Genomic DNA, 17813 nt, shown 5'->3' on the forward strand with positions numbered 1-17813 from the left:
AAGGCGGTAAGTCGCTATGCCCCTTAAGCTTTTAAGCCGCGGGGATAAAAGTGATAACCAACAGCCTTGCCTCTTGAAAACCTTAGGGTACAAACCCCCGCTAGCCGGGGGTTTTTATCTTTGATGGTGAGCTATGAAATCGATCAACGAAGCAATCAATCAACTGCGAACCTCACTGCGCCATCACGAATATCAGTATCACGTGCTCGATGCTCCGCAGATCCCGGATGCGGAATATGATCGTTTGATGCATGAATTGCGTGAGCTGGAAGCGGCTCATCCGGAACTGGTGACGGCAGATTCCCCCACTCAACGGGTAGGGGCAGCTCCTTTGGCGGCGTTTGATCAGGTACGCCATGAAGTGCCGATGCTATCGCTGGATAACGTGTTTGATGAAGAGAGCTATCTGGCATTTTACAAACGCGTTCAGGACCGTCTGCAAAGCAATGAACCTCTGACATTCTGTTGTGAACTTAAACTTGATGGCTTGGCTGTCAGCCTGCTTTATGAAGAGGGTGAACTGAAGCTTGCAGCAACCCGAGGTGATGGCACCACCGGTGAGAACATTACCACCAATGTGCGCACCATCCGTGCGATCCCGCTGCGTTTGCAGGGTGAGAATATTCCACGGCGGCTGGAAGTTCGGGGCGAGGTGTTTATGCCGCAAGCCGGTTTCGAAAAGATGAACGAAGAAGCGCGCCGTAAAGATGGCAAAATTTTTGCCAACCCACGTAACGCAGCGGCTGGTTCGATCCGTCAGCTTGATCCGCGCATTGCAGCCAAACGCCCGTTGACCTTCTTTTGTTATGGCGTTGGTCTGCTCGAAGGGGGCGAATTGCCCCGCAGCCATTGGGAACGTTTGATGCAGTTCAAAGCCTGGGGTTTGCCGGTGAGCGAACGCGTCAAGCGTTGTACAGGCAGCGATGAAGTGTTGGCATTTTATCGCCAGGTTGAACAGGACCGCGCCAATCTGGGGTTTGATATTGATGGCGTGGTGGTAAAGATCGACGACATCGATTTGCAGGAAGAGCTCGGTTTTGTGGCGCGAGCTCCACGTTGGGCGACGGCATTCAAATTCCCTGCACAGGAACAGATTACGCTGATTCGGGATGTAGAGTTTCAGGTCGGGCGCACCGGGGCTATCACTCCGGTTGCACGTTTGGAACCTGTGCAAGTGGCGGGTGTGGTGGTCAGTAATGCCACCTTGCACAATGCAGACGAAATCGAACGCCTTGGCCTGCGTATTGGCGATACGGTGATTGTACGCCGGGCTGGCGATGTGATCCCGCAGGTGGTTGGCGTGTTGGAAGAACGCCGCCCGCAGAGTGCGCGTGAAGTGGTGTTTCCGCAGCATTGCCCGGTTTGCGGCTCCGACGTCGAGCGAGTGGAGGGGGAAGCCGTTGCGCGTTGCACTGGGGGGCTGTTCTGCGGCGCTCAGCGCAAAGAAGCCTTGAAGCACTTTGTTTCCCGCCGCGCAATGGATGTCGACGGTATGGGGGATAAAATTATCGAGCAGCTAGTCGATAAGGAGTACGTCAAGAACCCGGCAGATCTGTTCCGGCTCTCCGCCGGTATTCTTACCGGGTTGGATCGGATGGGGCCCAAATCGGCGCAGAATCTGGTGAATGCGTTAGAAACCGCCAAACAAACAACGTTTGCGCGTTTCCTGTTTGCGCTGGGGATCCGTGAAGTGGGTGAAGCTACTGCGGCTAACCTGGCGGCGCACTTTGGTTCGTTGGAGAATTTACGTGCAGCGGATCTTGATGCGCTCAAGCAGGTGCAGGATGTTGGTGAAGTGGTAGCCAGGCACGTAGTCAATTTTTTTGCCGAAGAACATAACCAGCAGGTGATTGCCGAACTGATAAGCCCGGAAGTGGGTATCAACTGGCCAGCACCGATTGTGATAGTGGCCGAAGAGATAGACAGCCCGTTTGCCGGAAAAACCGTGGTGTTGACAGGTTCCCTCAGCCAGCTTTCCCGCGATGAAGCCAAAGATCGTTTGACTGCCTTAGGCGCCAAGGTCAGTGGCAGCGTTTCCAAGAAAACCGATCTGGTGATTGCCGGTGAAGCCGCAGGCTCCAAGCTGGTCAAAGCTCAGGAACTGGGTATCCATGTGATCGATGAGGCGGAAATGATCCGTTTGTTAGGTGCCTGATGGAAAAAGAGAATCTGATTGAGATCGCCAATACTGTGATGCCTTTTGGTAAATACCAGGGCAGGGTATTGATCGATTTACCCGAGGAATATCTGTTGTGGTTTGCCCGCAAAGGCGAGTTTCCTAACGGTAAATTGGGCATGCTGATGGAAATGACGTTGGCGATCAAGATCGAAGGGCTTGATCATTTGGTCAAACCACTAAAGCGCAGTTAGCGTTTCATCCGATTATTCTCAACATAGCCCTTGCCCTGCCTTTTGGCGAACAAGGGCTATAATTTATGCTTTACATCCCTAACCAGCTGATTTATTAGTGTTGATACAGAAAATATTTCAATACAACTGGGGATGGAGCAATGCAGAGAAAGGTAGCCAAGATTACGCTGGGCTTGTTGGCACTGGCGGTGATAGGAAGTACACAGGCCAGCACGCTGGTTTACTGTTCAGAAGGTTCGCCCGAAGGGTTTAACCCGCAGTTGTTTACCTCTGGCACCACGGTGGATGCCAGCTCAGCGGCTATTTACAATCGGCTGGTAGATTTCAAAGTTGGCACTGTCGATCTGATACCCAGCCTGGCGGAAAGTTGGGATGTGAGTGAAGATGGCAAAAATTACACTTTCCATTTGCGTAAAGGCGTAAAGTTTCAAAGCAACAAATTCTTCACGCCGACACGCGATTTTAATGCAGACGATGTGATTTTCTCCTTTATGCGTCAAAAAGACCCGAATAACCCTTACCACAAGGTGTCCAACGGGGCTTATACCAACTTTGAATCAATGGAGTTCGGTACGCTGATTAACAATATCGTCAAGGTCGACGATCACACCGTTCGCTTTGAACTCTCCCGCGCTGAAGCCCCCTTTGTTGCCGATCTGGGCATGTACTTTGCCACTATTTTGTCGGCAGAGTACGCCGATGCGATGCTGAAGGCGGGGACGCCGCAACGTGTTGATAACGATCCAATTGGTACCGGGCCTTTCCAACTGCAGCAGTATCAGAAAGATTCAAAAATTCTCTACAAAGCGTTCGACAACTATTGGGAAGGTAAACCGAAGATCGACCGTTTAGTCTTTTCGATAACCCCAGATGAGGCTGTCCGTTACGCCAAGTTGCAAAAGAACGAATGCCAAGTAATGCCATTCCCGAATCCTGCCGAATTGGCGCGTATGCGTGAAGACAGCAACCTGCAGGTGATGGATAAATCCGGCCTGAACATTGGTTTTCTGGCATTCAATACCCAAAAGAAACCATTGGATAATGTCAAGGTACGGCAGGCATTAGCCATGGCCGTCAATAAACCGGCCATTATTGAGGCTGTGTTCCACGGTGCAGGCCAGCAGGCCAAGAATCTGTTGCCGCCAACCCAGTGGGGTAACAATACAGGGATCGAGGATTACCCTTATGCACCAGAAAAAGCCAGGCAGTTGTTGCAGGAGGCAGGGTTAGGGCAGGGGTTTGCTATCGATCTGTGGGCGATGCCGGTACAGAGGCCGTATAACCCGAATGCCAAACGCATGGCAGAGATGATCCAGGCGGACTGGGCCAAGATTGGGGTTGAGGCCAAGATTGTCACCTTCGAATGGGGAGAGTATCTGCAGCGGGTGAAGAATGGTGAGCATCAGGCGGCGCTGATGGGCTGGACCACAGCGAATGGCGACCCGGATAACTTCTTTGGACCATTGTTTACCTGCACCTCAGCCAATGGCGGCTCGAACTCGGCAAAATGGTGCTACAAGCCGTTTGATGAGTTGATCGCTCAGGCAAGAGAAGAAAATAACCATCAGAAACGTGTGGCGATGTATGAACAGGCCCAGGTAATGATGCATGAGCAAATGCCAGCGCTGATGATTGCCCACTCCACTATTTTTGAGCCGGTGCGCAAAGAAGTGAAAGGCTATGAAATCGACCCATTTGGCAAGCATATCTTCAAACAGGTATCGCTGGAGAAGTAGTGACAACTGAAAAGAGCGCGGCCAGGTGCCGCGCTCGTTCAACGTTACATCATCAGAACTGGGTGTTCACGCTCAAAAAATAAGTTCGTCCCGGCTCGTTAAATGTCGCCGCCCCGGCACCTGCCATATAGGCTCCGGTTACAGTATTCCCGGTCGTCTGTGCGTTACCGGCACGGAACTGACGCTTGTCAAACAGGTTCTCGATACCCGCCGTTAAGCTGACATGCTTATTAAACTCGTAGGTACCATTCAGGCCAAAGACAGCGTAAGGGCTGACTTCGTGTTTGTCGCTACCGCTGACCTGTTCCCCTTTATAGTTGTACTTCTTCGGTTTCTGTCGGCCATACCAGGTGGCGGTGGTCTGCATCGACAGTTCCTGGGTTGCCTGCCAGCTCAAAGTGGAGTTGATGGTGAATTTAGGAATAATCGACAGGTAATCGCCTGTGGTTTTATTCTTGTTCTCGATCATGTAGGTCGCGTTGTTGGTCCAGGCTACAGTTTCGCTAATCGGCACGTTCAGCGTACCTTCCAGGCCCTGGATCACCGCTTTTGGCACATTATCCCAGCGGTAAATATCGGTACCCTTGGCGGTTTTTCCTGTCGGCGTATAGCCCGCTTCGATCTTGTTACGGTAATCGTTACGGAAATAGGTGATCCCTACCAGCCAGTCTTCATGATGGAATTCCAGCCCAATCTCTTTATTGATGCTGTTCTCGGCTTTCAGATCGTCGTTGCCGATCAGGTAGCAGGCACCTCCGCTGGCAGCACAACCTTGGCCACGGCTGTAGAGCACGTAGTTGCCGTTATTCTGGAACAGGTTAGGGGCTTTGTAAGCACGGGCGATCCCCATTTTAAGGGTGAACATCTCCCCGAGATCTTGTGACAGGTTGAGGGATGGGCTCCAGTTATCACCGGCTTCTGAATGATGATCAAAGCGTAGGCCCGGCGTCAGCATCGTGCTGTCGGTTATTTCGGCGTTGTTCTCGGCAAACAGCGAGAAAATTTTTGCCGAGGAGTACGGGCTGCGCTCGCCGGTAGCAATGCCTGGGATAACCCCACCCTCTGCCAATGATTGGGTGGCAGAAGAAGGGTCCTTCATACGTTGCTGGTTCCACTCGGTTCCCAGTGTGGCAGTTTGCGGTACCCACATCTCGAAGGGAATACTTACCTCACTGTGCGCCAAAGTGTTATCCAAACGGGTGGTATTAAAATCTTCGCTGGCGAAGATCCCTTCCGTTCCCCCGGCAAGCCCTTCGGCCAAACGGGTATTGCGCGTGCGTTCTAATTGCACGTAGTTGGTGGTGCTGACACCGTTGTCCCACGCGCCGCGATAGTTGAGTGTATAGGTTTGACGGTAAATACGGTTGGTTTCATTACCGTAATTTTTCAGTACCAGCGGGTTGGTATTGGTGTTCTGGGTGTCCCCGGCATACAGGTTACCCTGACGACCATAAGTATATTGGAACTCCAATGACTGCATGGGGGCAAATTCCCAATGCAGCAATGCGTCGATATCTTTTTTGATGACCCCTTCACGACCCGCTGGCATGGTATTGGCATAGTTGCCGGTGCGCTCGGACTGGTGGCCTTGGTTGATATCCCAGGCGTCGGCCTGCGTTTTGCTGTAGCCCCCAAACAGACGAAAGCTTAGCGCGTCGCTCAGTGGTCCAGAGAGGCTGAAGTTGGTGCGCTTGGTCGCACCTTCTTGCTTGTGCTGCGGCACATTGAAGTATCCGCTTAGGGTGCCGTGTAGGTCTTGGCCAGCTTTTTTGGTGATGATATTGACCACGCCGCCTGCGGCACCGTTACCATAACGGGCAGCCGCAGGGCCACGCAGTACTTCAATACGTTCGATCATCTCCGGTGGTACCCAGGCGGTATCGCCACGGGTATCGCGTTCACCACGCCAGCCTTGGCGCACCGCGTTACGGCTGCTGGCGGGGATACCGTCAATCAGGATCAGGGTATTTTCCGGTCCCATGCCGCGAATATCGAGCTGACGGTTATTGCCGCGCTGGCCGCTGGTAGAGTTACCAGTTAGGTTGACCCCGGGCATGGTGCGGATCAGTTCGTTGATATCGCGGGCAGGGGGGCGCCTTTGGATTTCTTCGGCAGTAATGGTAGAAACACCAGGTGCCTGCAGGTTCTGTTTGGCAGCCGTTACCACAATGACATCTTTGGCAGCAGTTTCTTGCTGGTTTTTCTCGCTGGCTGCTTGCTGTGCATTGGCTGTACTGACAAAGGCAGATGAACCCACCCCTAACCCGATAAGTGTGGCTAAAGAATAACGCGATAACTTCCGATTCATTTTGAGATCCCTACTTGACTACCCCCTTTACGCGGCGTTGCGTGGTATACCCGTCGCTCTTCAAGCCGCAGAAATGGTCAGTCGTAGTTTTATTGTGTGGTCGAAAATAACAGCGGTTCCAGTGGAACCCTGGCAAGCCCGTTTGTGGTTTACCGCTTCACGTTCCGGCATCCATCCCTGTTGAAGAATGCCAGCCCTGTTTACGAGCCAAAACAGACTATTGCAAACGCTAATAATTATCAATAGTATTTGTCATTCCGTTTTTCTTGGCGCAGTGCGACGCTGTCTGTCGTGCTGCGCGTTCTGCCAACTACACAGTGAGTGGGTGTTTTGAAAACTGAACAACAGTCAGAAAGCCGTAAGTTATTAACCAGTAAGCATGCCGGGAACCCTAGCTGGTGGCTGGAAATTGCCCGCCGAGGGACACCGCTGGTGGAACCACTGGACAACGGAAAATGGCAAGTCACATTTTTATGGCGCGATCCTCAGGGGAGCGAATTAACCTCTGCCTATCGGCGCGTCTGGATCCACATCAATTGTCTTACCGATCATCATCAAACTTGCCCCCCGCAAAGCCTTCAGCGGTTGAGCGGGTCGGATGTCTGGTATTGGCAAACTGAGCTGAAGGGTGACTGGCGTGGCAGCTACTGCTTTGTTCCTTGTTTGGATGAGCACCCGCTAGAACGGACTGAAGAAGATGAGCACGCCAATATGCACGCCACCCGAAACTGGTGGCAGCAGATTTTTTCCAGCGCCACACACGATCTGTTCAATCCTTACCGTGCATGGTCGGGAGTCGGTGGTCACTTCCTTTCTGGCCTGCATATGCCGAAGGCACCGCTGCAGCGCGCCTGGCAGGATTTTGACAACTATGCCGTTGCCAGCGGGCGCTGTACGCCTGCACCACCAGCCAAACTGCAGCGGCATACCTGGCACAGCCAACGGTTAGGTACCACGCGCCACGTCTGGGTGTATTCCACGGGAGAACGTCATCCGGCAACCCGTCCGTTAGCCGTGCTGTTGGACGGCCAGTTCTGGGCCAGCCAGATGCCGGTTTGGGAACCACTGATGCAACTGACCCGCGAGGGCAAACTGCCGGAAGCGGTCTATCTGCTTATCGACATCATTGACCAGAAACATCGAACGCAGGAGCTGACCTGCAAAGAGGAATTCTGGTTGGCGTTACAGGAAGAGCTATTACCTCAGCTTGCCAACTGGGCCCCGCATAGCCGTGAGGCCAAGAACACGGTGATTGCCGGGCAAAGCTTTGGCGGGCTGTCATCTCTCTACGCTTGTCTGCGCTGGCCCGAGCATTTTGGTGCGGCGATCAGCCAGTCCGGGTCCTTCTGGTGGCCCCGCCGTGACATGCGGCATTTACCCGCCGTCCCCGAGGACGCCTGCTGGCTTATCCGCCAAATAGAGCAAAACCAATTGGGGCAGCACAGCAAACTGAAGGTGTTTTTAGAGGCTGGAGTACATGAAAAACTGGTCCATCAGGTCAATGAGCGTATGGCTGAACTTTTAAGCCAGCGTGGCCATCACGTTCATTATCGGACCGTTGAAGGGGGACACGATGCACTGTGTTGGCGTGGGGGATTACTGGATGGGTTACAGGCGCACTGGATGAACAGCATCGACAACCGCCTCACACTCGAACCGCTCTCTATTCATGCCTAAGGAAGCTGCTATGGAATTCCTCAACCCGTTCGACGACGAGCAGCAAAGCTGCCTTATCTTGCGTAACCACCAACAGCAATACAGCCTGTGGCCGGATTTCAGCCCTATTCCGGCGGGCTGGGCCAGCGTTTTTGGTCCAGCCCCACGTGAACAATGTATCAGTTGGCTTGAACAACATTGGCAGGACATGCGGCCCGCATCACAGCGTAAGGCGTGATGGTTCCGCCGAAGTCATTAGCGACCACTGGAGTAAATACAGTGTCAGAAACCTCTATTTTACCCACCGAGCCGCAGGCGATCGTCGAATTGCCGCTGGTGGCAGCGCAACCCGGGATTTGGGTCGCCGATCAGATCTCCCCTTATAGCAATGCCTATGCCGTGGCCCACTTTGTCGAAATCAATGGCAAGATTGACCAACAGATAATGCTGCGGGCGATTACCCAGGGGCTTACAGAGGTCGATACGCTGCGGCTACGTTTTGAAGAGCGCGACGGTATACCGGTGCAATGGTTTGACGCCACCATGCCGATAGTTGCAGCAGAATCGATTGATTTGCAGGACTCGGCAGATGCGGAGGCCGCAGCCAATGCCCTGATGCAGATTGATCTCAGCGCCGAGCTGCGGGTGAACAGTGGTAAGCCACTCTATCGTCATATGCTGATACGCCTGGCAGATGATCGCTGGTTCTGGTACCAACGCTACCATCATCTGATTGTCGATGGCTTCAGCTTTACCGCCATTGCCCGCCGTATCGCCCATATTTACACCCGTCTGTGCCAGCATCAGCAGCCGGAACCCACACCGTTCACGCCGTTCAGTGAGGTGGTTGCCGAATATCAGCAGTATCAACACTCTCCGGGCTATCAGCGGGATGCTGATTTCTGGTTGAACAAGGCAAGGCAACTGCCTCCGGCTGCCACCCTTTGCCCACAACCGCTGGCCGGTCAGGTTCCCTCTGCGCGTATTCATCGTTTGGCACAGTTTTGTCGCGCGCAGGATTTTGCACCGTTGGTCAATGCTGCCGAGCAGCACCAATTGAGTGCAGCGGATATGGCAATGGCATTGGTCGCCGTATGGGTTTCCCGCCTGAGTGGCCATGCCTGCTTCAGCGCCGGGTTTATATTTATGCGCCGTATGGGTTCGGCGGCACTCTGCGCCAACGGGCCAGTGATCAATGTGTTACCGGTAGAGCTGCAGGTGCAACCCCAGGCAACGCTTGGCGACGTTGCGGCACAGATTAGTCGCGAACTGAAAATTGCTCGCCGCCACCAACGCTATGATGCCGAACAGATACAGCGCGATCTTGGGCGGGTGGGTGATAGCCAGCCGCTATATGGCACCGTATTCAACTTCAAAATGTTCGACTATCAACTCGACTTTGCTGGCATCAACGGTATTACCCACGATCTGGCCTCCGGGCCGGTACGCGATCTGGAAATTGCCTTGTTTATCGATCGGTCAGGTGAACTGAAAATCGAATTGTTGGCGAATGCGGAGCGCTATCAACTGCAGGATTTGCAACAGCACTTACAGCGTTTCCCCCTGTTACTGCAACAGTTCGCCACGCAGCCTAAGCTGCCGGTCAGTGAAGCCGACTTGCTGACTGAGAGAGATCACGCCTTACTGGCGCGGGTGAATGATACCGCTTACCCCGTGGCAGCAGAGACGCTCAGTAGCCTATTGGCAGAACAAGCGCGTAAAACACCGGCTGCTCCGGCGCTGGTGGATCAATACTATCAGTTCAGCTACCGCGAAACCCGCGAGCAGGTGGTCGCTCTGGCTCAACGCTTGATCGAACATGGCGTACTGCCGGGGGATATCGTTGCCGTTGCGTTGCCGCGTTCGGTATTCCTGTCGCTGGCACTGATGGCGATTGTCGAAGCGGGAGCGGCTTATTTACCGCTGGATACCAGCTACCCTGATGAGCGTCTTGGCATGATGCTGGAGGATGCCAAACCGCGTCTGATTGTCACCGAGGCCCCCCGGCAAGCACGCTTTGCCGGGTTTGGCGAAGTGTTGGTATACGACGCGCTCTTGCAGCCAGTGACGGCTGCGAATATCCCCGGCCCTACGCCACATTATCCTGCCTACCTCATCTTTACTTCCGGCTCAACCGGGCGGCCAAAAGGTGTACTGGTTGGGCATCAGGCCATCGTTAACCGCTTGTTGTGGATGCAGCATCAGTACCCGTTGGCGGCAGACGATGTCGTGCTGCAAAAAACTCCGTGCAGTTTCGACGTTTCGGTTTGGGAGTTTTTCTGGCCGTTGATGGTCGGGGCACGGTTAGTGATGGCGCCGCCAGAGGCTCATCGCGACCCTCAACAGTTGCTCTCGCTGATAGCGCGCCACAAGATCACTACCATGCACTTTGTGCCATCGATGCTGGCGGCCTTCGTTGGGGCGTTAGATAGCGAACAGGCGACCGCCGATTGTCAGCCACTGCGCCAGGTATTCTGTAGTGGTGAGGCATTGCCCGCCGAGCTGTGCCGCCTGTGGCAGAGCCGTACGCGTACACCCTTGCATAATCTGTATGGTCCAACCGAGGCGGCGGTAGATGTCACCTGGCATCCGGCCTGCGGTGAAGCGCTGGCTGCCGTTAGCGGTGCCAACGTGCCCATCGGCCTGCCGGTGTGGAATACCGGTTTACGCATTCTGGATAATCGTCTGCGGCCTGTACCGCCGGGCGTGGCCGGGGATCTCTATCTAACCGGGGTCCAACTGGCCCATGGCTATCTGGCCAGACCGGATCTGACCGCCAGCCGTTTTGTGGCTGACATTGCTGGTAACGGTGGCCGGATGTACCGCACTGGTGACGTGGCCCGCTGGTTACCCGATGGTACGGTGGAATATCTGGGGCGTAGCGACGATCAACTGAAGATCCGAGGTCAGCGCATTGAATTAAGCGAGATCGACCATGCTTTACTGTCACTGCCTGGGGTAAGCCAGGCAGTTGCTCACGCGTTGGTGCTCGAAGGCACGGTTGCTGACACCCTCGGTGGGGATGCGCGCCAACTGGTGGGGTACCTGGTAGCACAGCCGGGCGTTCGATTGGATAGTGAGGCACTTCGTGCGGCGCTAGCGGATCGTCTGCCGCCGCACATGGTACCGGTGGCGTTGGTAGAAATGGCGGCGTTGCCATTAAGCGCTAACGGCAAGCTGGCTCGTAACGCCTTACCGCAACCACAGACCAGCGTCAGAAAGGCCGGGCGTGTGCCACAACCTGGGTTGGAAAGCGCGATTGCGGGGGTATTTGCCCGCTTGTTACAACGTGAACAGGTATTTGCCGATGACGATTTTTTCGCCTTGGGCGGCCATTCATTGCTTGCCATGCGGCTGGCGGCAGAGCTACGCCGCGATCTGGGCAAGGCGGTATCGGTAGGGCAGGTGATGGTGGCGTCAAAAGTAGAACAACTGGCACTGTTGCTGGCGGAAGATCGCTCGCAGGAGGAGGCCGACCAATGTGGTTTCGACAACCTATTGCCAGTGCGCGTTACCGATGGCCCGACGCTGTTTTGCTTGCATCCAGCCTCTGGGTTTTCCTGGCAGTTCAGCGTCCTTACGCGTTATATCGATCAGCACTGGTCGCTGGTGGGCATTCAGTCCCCACGGCCAAATGGGCCGTTAGCGGTGAGCGAGGATATGGATCAGGTCTGTGACGCGCATCTGGCCACGGTTTTGCAGGTGCAACCGCACGGCCCGTATCATTTCATCGGCTATTCATTGGGAGGAACGCTGGCACAGGGCATCGCGGCTCGTTTACAAGAGCGTGGTGAGCAGGTCGCCTTCCTCGGCTTGCTGGATACCTATCCGCCAGAAACCCAGAATTGGGATGTGATGCTGGACGACAATGTGTTGAAGGAAGTGCAGCGCGAGCGTGAGCAGTTCCTGGCAGTATCTGAAGATACGCTCGATTCGGCATTGGGAGCAACGCGGGTCGCGATGTTTGACAACATAGAGGCTAACTATGCGGACTCGGTCAGGCTGTTGGCACACACCCACACCGCCCGTTTCAACGGGCAGGCGACGCTGTTTGTGGCAAAACGTACTTTGCAGCAGGGAATGGACGTACAGAAAACCTGGGCCAATTATGTTGATCGGCTACAGGTGCATGAGTTGGATTGTGCCCATGTGGACATTGTTTCACCAGCATCGTTCAAAGTGCTCGGGCCGCTGTTGAACCGCGTACTGAGGGCACTCTGATGCCTGCCAGCAACTCCACTGCGGGGTTGCTGGCTACTTGCCTAACGGAACCACCAACGGGGTATGAGAGACTGGATCATCAATAATCACGCATTTTAACCCGTAAACTTCCTCGATCAGCTCTGCTGTGACGATATCTTTTGGCGCACCCTCTGCGATCACTTTCCCTTCACGCATGGCGATCAGATGTGTGGCATAGCGGCAGGCATGGTTGAGATCGTGCAACACCACCACCAAGGTATAGTGGTTCACCCGGTTCAGCTGGCGCAGCAGCTCCAGCAGGTCGATCTGATGGGTAATATCCAGCCAGGTTGTCGGTTCATCCAACAGTAAAAGTGGTGTTTGCTGTGCTAGAACCATGGCGATCCAGACTCGCTGACGCTGCCCGCCTGATAGGGTATCTACTGGGTGATCGGCGAATTGGGCCACACCGGTAGAACCCATGGCTTGCTCCACCGCTTGCTGATCTTCCTCCCGCCAACGGCTGAACAGGCGTTGATGGGGATAACGGCCACGGGCAACCAGATCGAACACGGTAATATCCCCTGGGGCGATTGAGCTCTGTGGCAACAGCCCTAACTGACGGGCCACTTCTTTGGTGGGGTATTCGCTGATTTGTCTACCATTCAACCAGACGATACCCTTTTGCGGCTGTATTAATCGGCTGAGGGTACGCAGCAGTGTCGATTTGCCACAACCATTTGGGCCAATGATCACCGTCAGTTCACCTTGCGGAATAGAAACGGAAAGATCTTGCGCGATGATTTTCTTGTCGTAACCCAGCGTCAGGTTTTCGGCCTGCAGTGGTGAAATTGATGGGAACTCAGTATTCATTTTTTCGTGACTCACGGATTAACAGCCAAATCAGATAAATACCGCCCAGGCTGACGGTAAGCACGCCGACATGCAACTGATAGGGGGCAAATAAGCGTTGTGCTGCGACATCTGCGGCCAGCAATAGAAAAGCACCGGTTAACGCAGTCAACAGCAGGACGTTTTGGTTGGCGCACAGGCGACGGGCAATCTGCGGCGCAACCAGCGCGATAAAGGAGATCGGGCCCGCCACAGCGGTAGCGGCTGCGGTGAGCACCACCCCGGTCAATAACAGCAGCAGGCGTGATGGTTCAACGCTAACGCCAAGCGCACGGGCGGTATCATCGCCCATTTCCAGCAGACGCATTCGCCGGGTCAAGGCCAGCAACAGCAGCACGGCCAGTAATATCACCGCCAGTGCCGGTAAGCTTTTGGCCCAGGTAATGCCGTTGAGAGAACCGGCGCTCCATAACCCTGCGGTCATGGCAGATTCCAGCGAGGCTTTGACAATCATCCAGGTATTCACCGCTACCAACAGGGCGCGCACTGCGATACCAACAATGATCAGCCGAAAGGTTTCAACGCCGTTGTTCCAGGCCAGCAAATAGACCAGCCCGGCTGTCAGCATACCACCCGCCAATGCGCCAGAAGTGATGCCGACAACGCTGCTGTTGAACAGCACGATAGCCATCAAAACACCGCTGTAGGCACCGGTATTGAAACCGATAACGTCCGGGCTGCCGAGTGGATTACGCAGCAGGGACTGGAAAATGGCACCGCTGAGGCCCAATGCGGCCCCCAGGAACATCGCCATGGCGACGCGGGGCAAACGCCACTGGGTCACAATCACCGACAGGTTGGTTGGACCTTCGCCACGCAGTGCATCAATGACTTGCGTAGCGCTCAACTGCAAAGTACCTGACCCAAGGGCATACACGGCTAACGCCAGACAGGCAAGCAACAGCATGAATGCAGTAATCAGCGGGCGCGTCGGTCGGAAAGATGTTTTGGCCTGAGGCAGACGAGAAACCAGTTGACTCATTTCAACCCCTCCGCTGGAACATACGGCGCTGACGCACCAGCATAATTAACATCGGCGCGCCAATCAGCGAAAGCACGATGGAAACCTGCAGTTCCCCTGAAACCAAAAAACGGCCCAGCAGATCGGCGCTTAGCATCAGGATCGGGGTTAACACCAGCGTCCAGGGCAGCATCCACGTCAATTCTGAACCCGCTATCCGCCGGGCGATATGCGGCATCATCAACCCGACAAAAGCGATAGGCCCCACGGCTGCGGTGGCAGAACCGCAGAGTAGTGTGATGGCCAGTAAGCCCAGCAACTGGGTGCGAACGATCCCAGTTCCTAATGCTGCAGCTAGTTCATTCCCCATATTCAGGCTGTTGAGTGCTTTACCAAGCCACAGGGTAATCAGCGTGCCCAACAGGATCGGCAGTGCTACTGTTCGGACGATAGCCATGTTTTGAATATCGAGCGAACCGGCTTGCCAAAAACGTAACTGATCGAACACCAGCGGATTGAGCAGGGAAATGCCGGAAGTCATCCCTTCCAGCACGGCAGCCAGTGCAACCCCTGCCAGAGTCAGGCGGATCGGGCTGATACGGCTGCCTCCCAGGGCACCTACCAACGCCACGACCAGCGAAGCAAACAGCGCACCGGCAAAGGCGAACCACAAATATTGGCTGATGCTGGTAGCACCAAAGAAGGTGATCCCCAGTACCACGGCGAAACCGGCACCAGAGTTAACCCCCAGAATACCCGGATCGGCGAGCGGGTTACGCGTGAGGGTTTGCATCAGCGTGCCAGCCAGGCCCAGCGCCACACCAGCGAGGATACCGATCAGCGTTCGTGGTAATCGGGCCCCGGTAATGATGATGCAATCTGCATCGCTACACTGGCCACTGAGTGCTTCAAAGACGCGAGTAAAAGGGATTGATTTGGCTCCCAGAGAAAGGCTTAGCATCACCACTAACAGCAGCATGGCGATGGCAAAAAGCAGCGCAAACATACGCCGCCAGAATGAAGGGGTTAAACCCGGTAATAGTGGGCCCTGTTGGGCAGGTAACGCGGGTAAAGAGTTACGTGTAAGTCGGAACATGACAATCCATTGAAAAATGAATATAAATGATATTTATTATCATTATTGATTGTATTCGTTTATGTTAGCATGGCTGCAAAAACAGCGCCAGCGCTGTTACTGATGAATTCAACATGTTGTTTGTGAAAGGTATATCCGCGTTATCCTGCAAGTTGCATGAGTGTTTGCAGTGTCCAATAGCGCTAGGCTGTGTCCCCGACTTTTGGGCATTCACTCGGATTATTTAGAGTCTAGGAGTTAAGTTGTGGTGATAAGACGATGAACAAACCCTCTATTCTGCTCGATTTTGGTTTGCTGAAGACCAACCCCGCTTTTCGCGCCGTTTTTTGCGCCCGCTTTATTTCCATTGTCGCGTTAGGGCTGATGGCGATTGCCATTCCGGTACAGATCCAGGCGCTAACCGGTTCCACCTTATTGGTCGGTCTGGCGGTAACGCTGGCTGGCAGCGGCATGTTTGCCGGGCTGTTGATGGGAGGCGTGCTAGCGGATCGTTACGAGCGCCGTCGCCTGATCCTGTTTGCTCGCTCTACCTGTGGTATCGGGTTTGTTGGCCTATGCCTGAATGCTGCGCTACCTGCACCCTCACTGACGGCAATTTACTTGCTGGCGGTATGGGACGGTTTTTTTGGTGCGGTCGGAGTAACCGCGTTACTGGCAGCGACGCCGGCCATCGTTGGCCGCGAAAATGTCGTTCAAGCAGGGGCGATCAGTATGCTCACCGTGCGCTTTGGCTCGATCCTGTCGCCAGCTCTCGGCGGCGTGGTGATCGCCAGCGCCGGAGTGAGCTGGAACTACGGGTTGGCTGCTTTGGGGACGCTGTTAACCTTGATCCCGCTGTTACAGTTACCGCAGTTGTCCCCACCGCCGCAGCCTCGTGAGCACCCGTTACGGGCGTTGATTGGTGGTTTCACTTTCCTGTTCCAGAACAAAGTCATTGGCATGGTGGCGCTGATTGGGGCACTGATGACCATGGCCAGTGCCGTGCGTGTACTCTATCCTGCGATTGCGGGCGTCTGGCAGGTCAACACCAGCAGCTTGGGGATTATGTATGCGGCAGTGCCACTTGGGGCGGCGATTGGCGCATTCACCAGCGGGCGGGTAGCGCAGGTGGCAAGACCGGGCTGGATTATGCTGTTGACTGCGATTGCGGCTTTCGCCGCCGTGGGGCTGTTTGGCCTGATGCCGTGGTACGGTATGGCGCTATTGTGCCTGGTGGTGTTTGGCTATCTCAGTGCGCTGAATTCATTGCTGCAATACGGCTTGATACAGAACCTGACGCCGGACGCGTTTCTTGGCCGAATCAATGGCTTATGGACCGCGCAAAACGTAGTGGGCGATGCGCTTGGCGCACTGCTGCTGGGGGCGATGAGCGCATTTATGTTGCCAGCAATGACTTCGAGTAGCTTTGGCTTTGGTGCCGCGATACTGGCTGTGGTGCTGGCGTTTGTCATGCGTGGTTTGCGCAGGGTGAGTATGGGCGGGCAGGATGAGGAGTTCCAACCCGCCACGGCAGCTACGGAGAAATAAACAACTTTTCCAGACGCGTCAGCAGGTTGCTGGCGCTGTAATAATCCAGGCGAAAAGTATCGTTACCCAGTGCGTAGACCCGCTTGTTTTGTACCGCAGGCAGATGGGCCAGGAAACTGTTGCTTGTCAACCGTTGGGCGTCGCTTTCATCGTTGGCGAACAGCAGCAAGGTTTCACCATTCAGCCCATCGGCCAGGCTTTCTCCCCCCAGTTGGATAATGTCTCTGCGTGTTCCCTGGCTGGTGCTGGCATTAAGTTTCTCTGGCAGGGGAGCCAGCGTAAAACCTAACTGTTGCAGGAGTTGCCCCTGCGAGGAATCGGCGGTCCACAGATTGGCACTTTTGCCATCGCTACGAAATACCAGTGCCGAAACCGGCTGAGGCGGCAATGTCATCTGCTGTTTCAGTGCCTGTTCCCGTTGTTTAAATTCGGCAACGATTTTTTCCGCCTGTTGTTCATGACCCGTAGCTATTCCAAGGGTTTGAGCCAGTTCCTGCCAGCTTTTATCGTCGTAATTCACCACCAGTACCGGCGCGATAGCTGACAACTGTTCGTAAAGACGGATCGCTGAGTCGGCCCCGGTGGCGGACATTACGATCAAATCCGGCGCAACGCCAGCGATGGCTTCGGCATTGGGTTCACCGATGTATAACCGTTGCACCCCACGCTTGGCGGCGATCTCTCCCCATTGCAGGAAGAAACCCTGCTTATCAGACAGTTGGTTATTTGGTGTAGTAGCCCCACTGGCGATTACCGGTGCATCGATGGCTAACAGTGTACCGGTGACCGTTACGCTAGTGGAAACAATCCGCTCTGGGGGATGAGTTATAGTGATCACACCGTGCGAGGTTTCAATACTGCGTGGCCATGCCTGGGCTGCCGCTTGAGCCATGCTCAGGGTGAGCGCCCCCAAGAGCAGGCCAAATCGCAGGGTCTTTATCATTATCGCGATCCTCTTTGATGTTAATTATTATCATTCAAGTTATAAATGCCACAGAGTTTATACTTAAACTTTCCCATAAAGAAGCCTTCACCTTTATTGACATAGCAAATATTGAAAGGTAC

12 protein-coding genes are annotated in these 17813 nt (G+C 54.6%); 7 read left to right on the forward strand and 5 right to left on the reverse strand.

Annotation, left to right across the window (positions count from 1 at the left end; all coding sequences use genetic code 11):
• The first annotated feature begins 133 nt into the window (after positions 1-133).
• From ligA to SAQUA_RS07965, 3 genes are all read left to right on the forward strand, one after another.
• Positions 134-2155 carry an NAD-dependent DNA ligase LigA gene (gene ligA / locus SAQUA_RS07955; protein WP_380672375.1) on the forward strand — a complete coding sequence of 674 codons (2022 nt, stop codon included), beginning with the start codon at positions 134-136 and terminating at the stop codon, positions 2153-2155.
• Entirely contained in the window at positions 2155-2370 is a 216-nt protein-coding gene (locus SAQUA_RS07960; protein WP_380672377.1) for a DUF3820 family protein, read from the forward strand. The genes ligA and SAQUA_RS07960 overlap by 1 nt, the downstream gene beginning before the upstream one ends.
• 140 nt (positions 2371-2510) lie before the next feature.
• The gene (locus SAQUA_RS07965) at positions 2511-4106 is read left to right on the forward strand and encodes an ABC transporter substrate-binding protein (RefSeq protein ID WP_380672379.1); all 1596 of its coding nucleotides are present in this window, start codon (positions 2511-2513) and stop codon (positions 4104-4106) included.
• Positions 4107-4158: 52 nt separating this feature from the next.
• Here the strand turns inward: SAQUA_RS07965 and SAQUA_RS07970 are convergent, their stop codons facing one another.
• The gene (locus tag SAQUA_RS07970) at positions 4159-6414 is read right to left on the reverse strand and encodes a TonB-dependent siderophore receptor (RefSeq protein WP_380672381.1); all 2256 of its coding nucleotides are present in this window, start codon (positions 6412-6414) and stop codon (positions 4159-4161) included.
• Between the two features lie 330 nt (positions 6415-6744).
• On the opposite strand from SAQUA_RS07970, the gene fes reads away from it, so the two are divergent.
• The 3 genes from fes (at position 6745) to SAQUA_RS07985 (ending at position 12291) form a co-directional block, all read left to right on the forward strand.
• Positions 6745-8091 (forward strand): enterochelin esterase, encoded by a 1347-nt coding sequence (fes, locus tag SAQUA_RS07975; RefSeq protein ID WP_380672383.1) that lies wholly within the window; start codon positions 6745-6747, stop codon positions 8089-8091.
• A 10-nt stretch (positions 8092-8101) separates the two neighbouring features.
• Positions 8102-8308, forward strand: a complete 207-nt coding sequence (locus tag SAQUA_RS07980; protein ID WP_380672385.1) for an MbtH family protein — start codon at positions 8102-8104, stop codon at positions 8306-8308.
• 89 nt (positions 8309-8397) lie between these two features.
• Positions 8398-12291, forward strand: coding sequence for an enterobactin synthase subunit F (locus SAQUA_RS07985; RefSeq protein ID WP_380673614.1), 3894 nt, complete (start codon positions 8398-8400; stop codon positions 12289-12291).
• A gap of 33 nt (positions 12292-12324) precedes the next feature.
• Here SAQUA_RS07985 and SAQUA_RS07990 read toward each other — a convergent pair whose 3' ends face one another.
• Genes SAQUA_RS07990 through fepD form a run of 3 tightly spaced genes read right to left on the reverse strand, consistent with a single transcriptional unit; the run spans position 12325 to position 15221 of the window.
• Positions 12325-13125, reverse strand: a complete 801-nt coding sequence (locus SAQUA_RS07990; RefSeq protein ID WP_380672387.1) for an ATP-binding cassette domain-containing protein — start codon at positions 13123-13125, stop codon at positions 12325-12327.
• A complete protein-coding gene (gene fepG / locus SAQUA_RS07995; protein ID WP_380672389.1) occupies positions 13115-14146 on the reverse strand; it encodes an iron-enterobactin ABC transporter permease in 1032 nt (343 codons plus the stop codon). The genes SAQUA_RS07990 and fepG overlap by 11 nt, the downstream gene beginning before the upstream one ends.
• Before the next feature lies 1 nt (position 14147).
• Positions 14148-15221 carry a Fe(3+)-siderophore ABC transporter permease gene (fepD, locus tag SAQUA_RS08000; protein WP_380672391.1) on the reverse strand — a complete coding sequence of 358 codons (1074 nt, stop codon included), beginning with the start codon at positions 15219-15221 and terminating at the stop codon, positions 14148-14150.
• A gap of 258 nt (positions 15222-15479) precedes the next feature.
• Between fepD and entS the strand changes: the two genes are divergently transcribed.
• Positions 15480-16748 (forward strand): enterobactin transporter EntS, encoded by a 1269-nt coding sequence (entS, locus tag SAQUA_RS08005; protein ID WP_380672393.1) that lies wholly within the window; start codon positions 15480-15482, stop codon positions 16746-16748.
• Here the strand turns inward: entS and fepB are convergent.
• Positions 16735-17691, reverse strand: a complete 957-nt coding sequence (gene fepB, locus SAQUA_RS08010) for a Fe2+-enterobactin ABC transporter substrate-binding protein (RefSeq protein WP_380672395.1) — start codon at positions 17689-17691, stop codon at positions 16735-16737. The genes entS and fepB overlap by 14 nt on opposite strands.
• Positions 17692-17813 lie beyond the last annotated feature (122 nt).

Source organism: Serratia aquatilis (assembly GCF_044865145.1).
Lineage (GTDB): Bacteria > Pseudomonadota > Gammaproteobacteria > Enterobacterales > Enterobacteriaceae > Chania > Chania aquatilis.

Excerpts from the sequence above, each read along its gene's own strand:
- ligA (WP_380672375.1), top strand. The coding sequence starts at position 134 with ATGAAATCGATCAACGAAGCAATCAATCAACTGCGAACCTCACTGCGC.
- SAQUA_RS07960 (WP_380672377.1), top strand. The coding sequence starts at position 2,155 with ATGGAAAAAGAGAATCTGATTGAGATCGCCAATACTGTGATGCCTTTT.
- SAQUA_RS07965 (WP_380672379.1), top strand. The coding sequence starts at position 2,511 with ATGCAGAGAAAGGTAGCCAAGATTACGCTGGGCTTGTTGGCACTGGCG.
- SAQUA_RS07970 (WP_380672381.1), bottom strand. The coding sequence starts at position 6,414 with ATGAATCGGAAGTTATCGCGTTATTCTTTAGCCACACTTATCGGGTTA.
- SAQUA_RS07980 (WP_380672385.1), top strand. The coding sequence starts at position 8,102 with ATGGAATTCCTCAACCCGTTCGACGACGAGCAGCAAAGCTGCCTTATC.
- SAQUA_RS07990 (WP_380672387.1), bottom strand. The coding sequence starts at position 13,125 with ATGAATACTGAGTTCCCATCAATTTCACCACTGCAGGCCGAAAACCTG.
- fepG (WP_380672389.1), bottom strand. The coding sequence starts at position 14,146 with ATGAGTCAACTGGTTTCTCGTCTGCCTCAGGCCAAAACATCTTTCCGA.
- fepD (WP_380672391.1), bottom strand. The coding sequence starts at position 15,221 with ATGTTCCGACTTACACGTAACTCTTTACCCGCGTTACCTGCCCAACAG.
- entS (WP_380672393.1), top strand. The coding sequence starts at position 15,480 with ATGAACAAACCCTCTATTCTGCTCGATTTTGGTTTGCTGAAGACCAAC.
- fepB (WP_380672395.1), bottom strand. The coding sequence starts at position 17,691 with ATGATAAAGACCCTGCGATTTGGCCTGCTCTTGGGGGCGCTCACCCTG.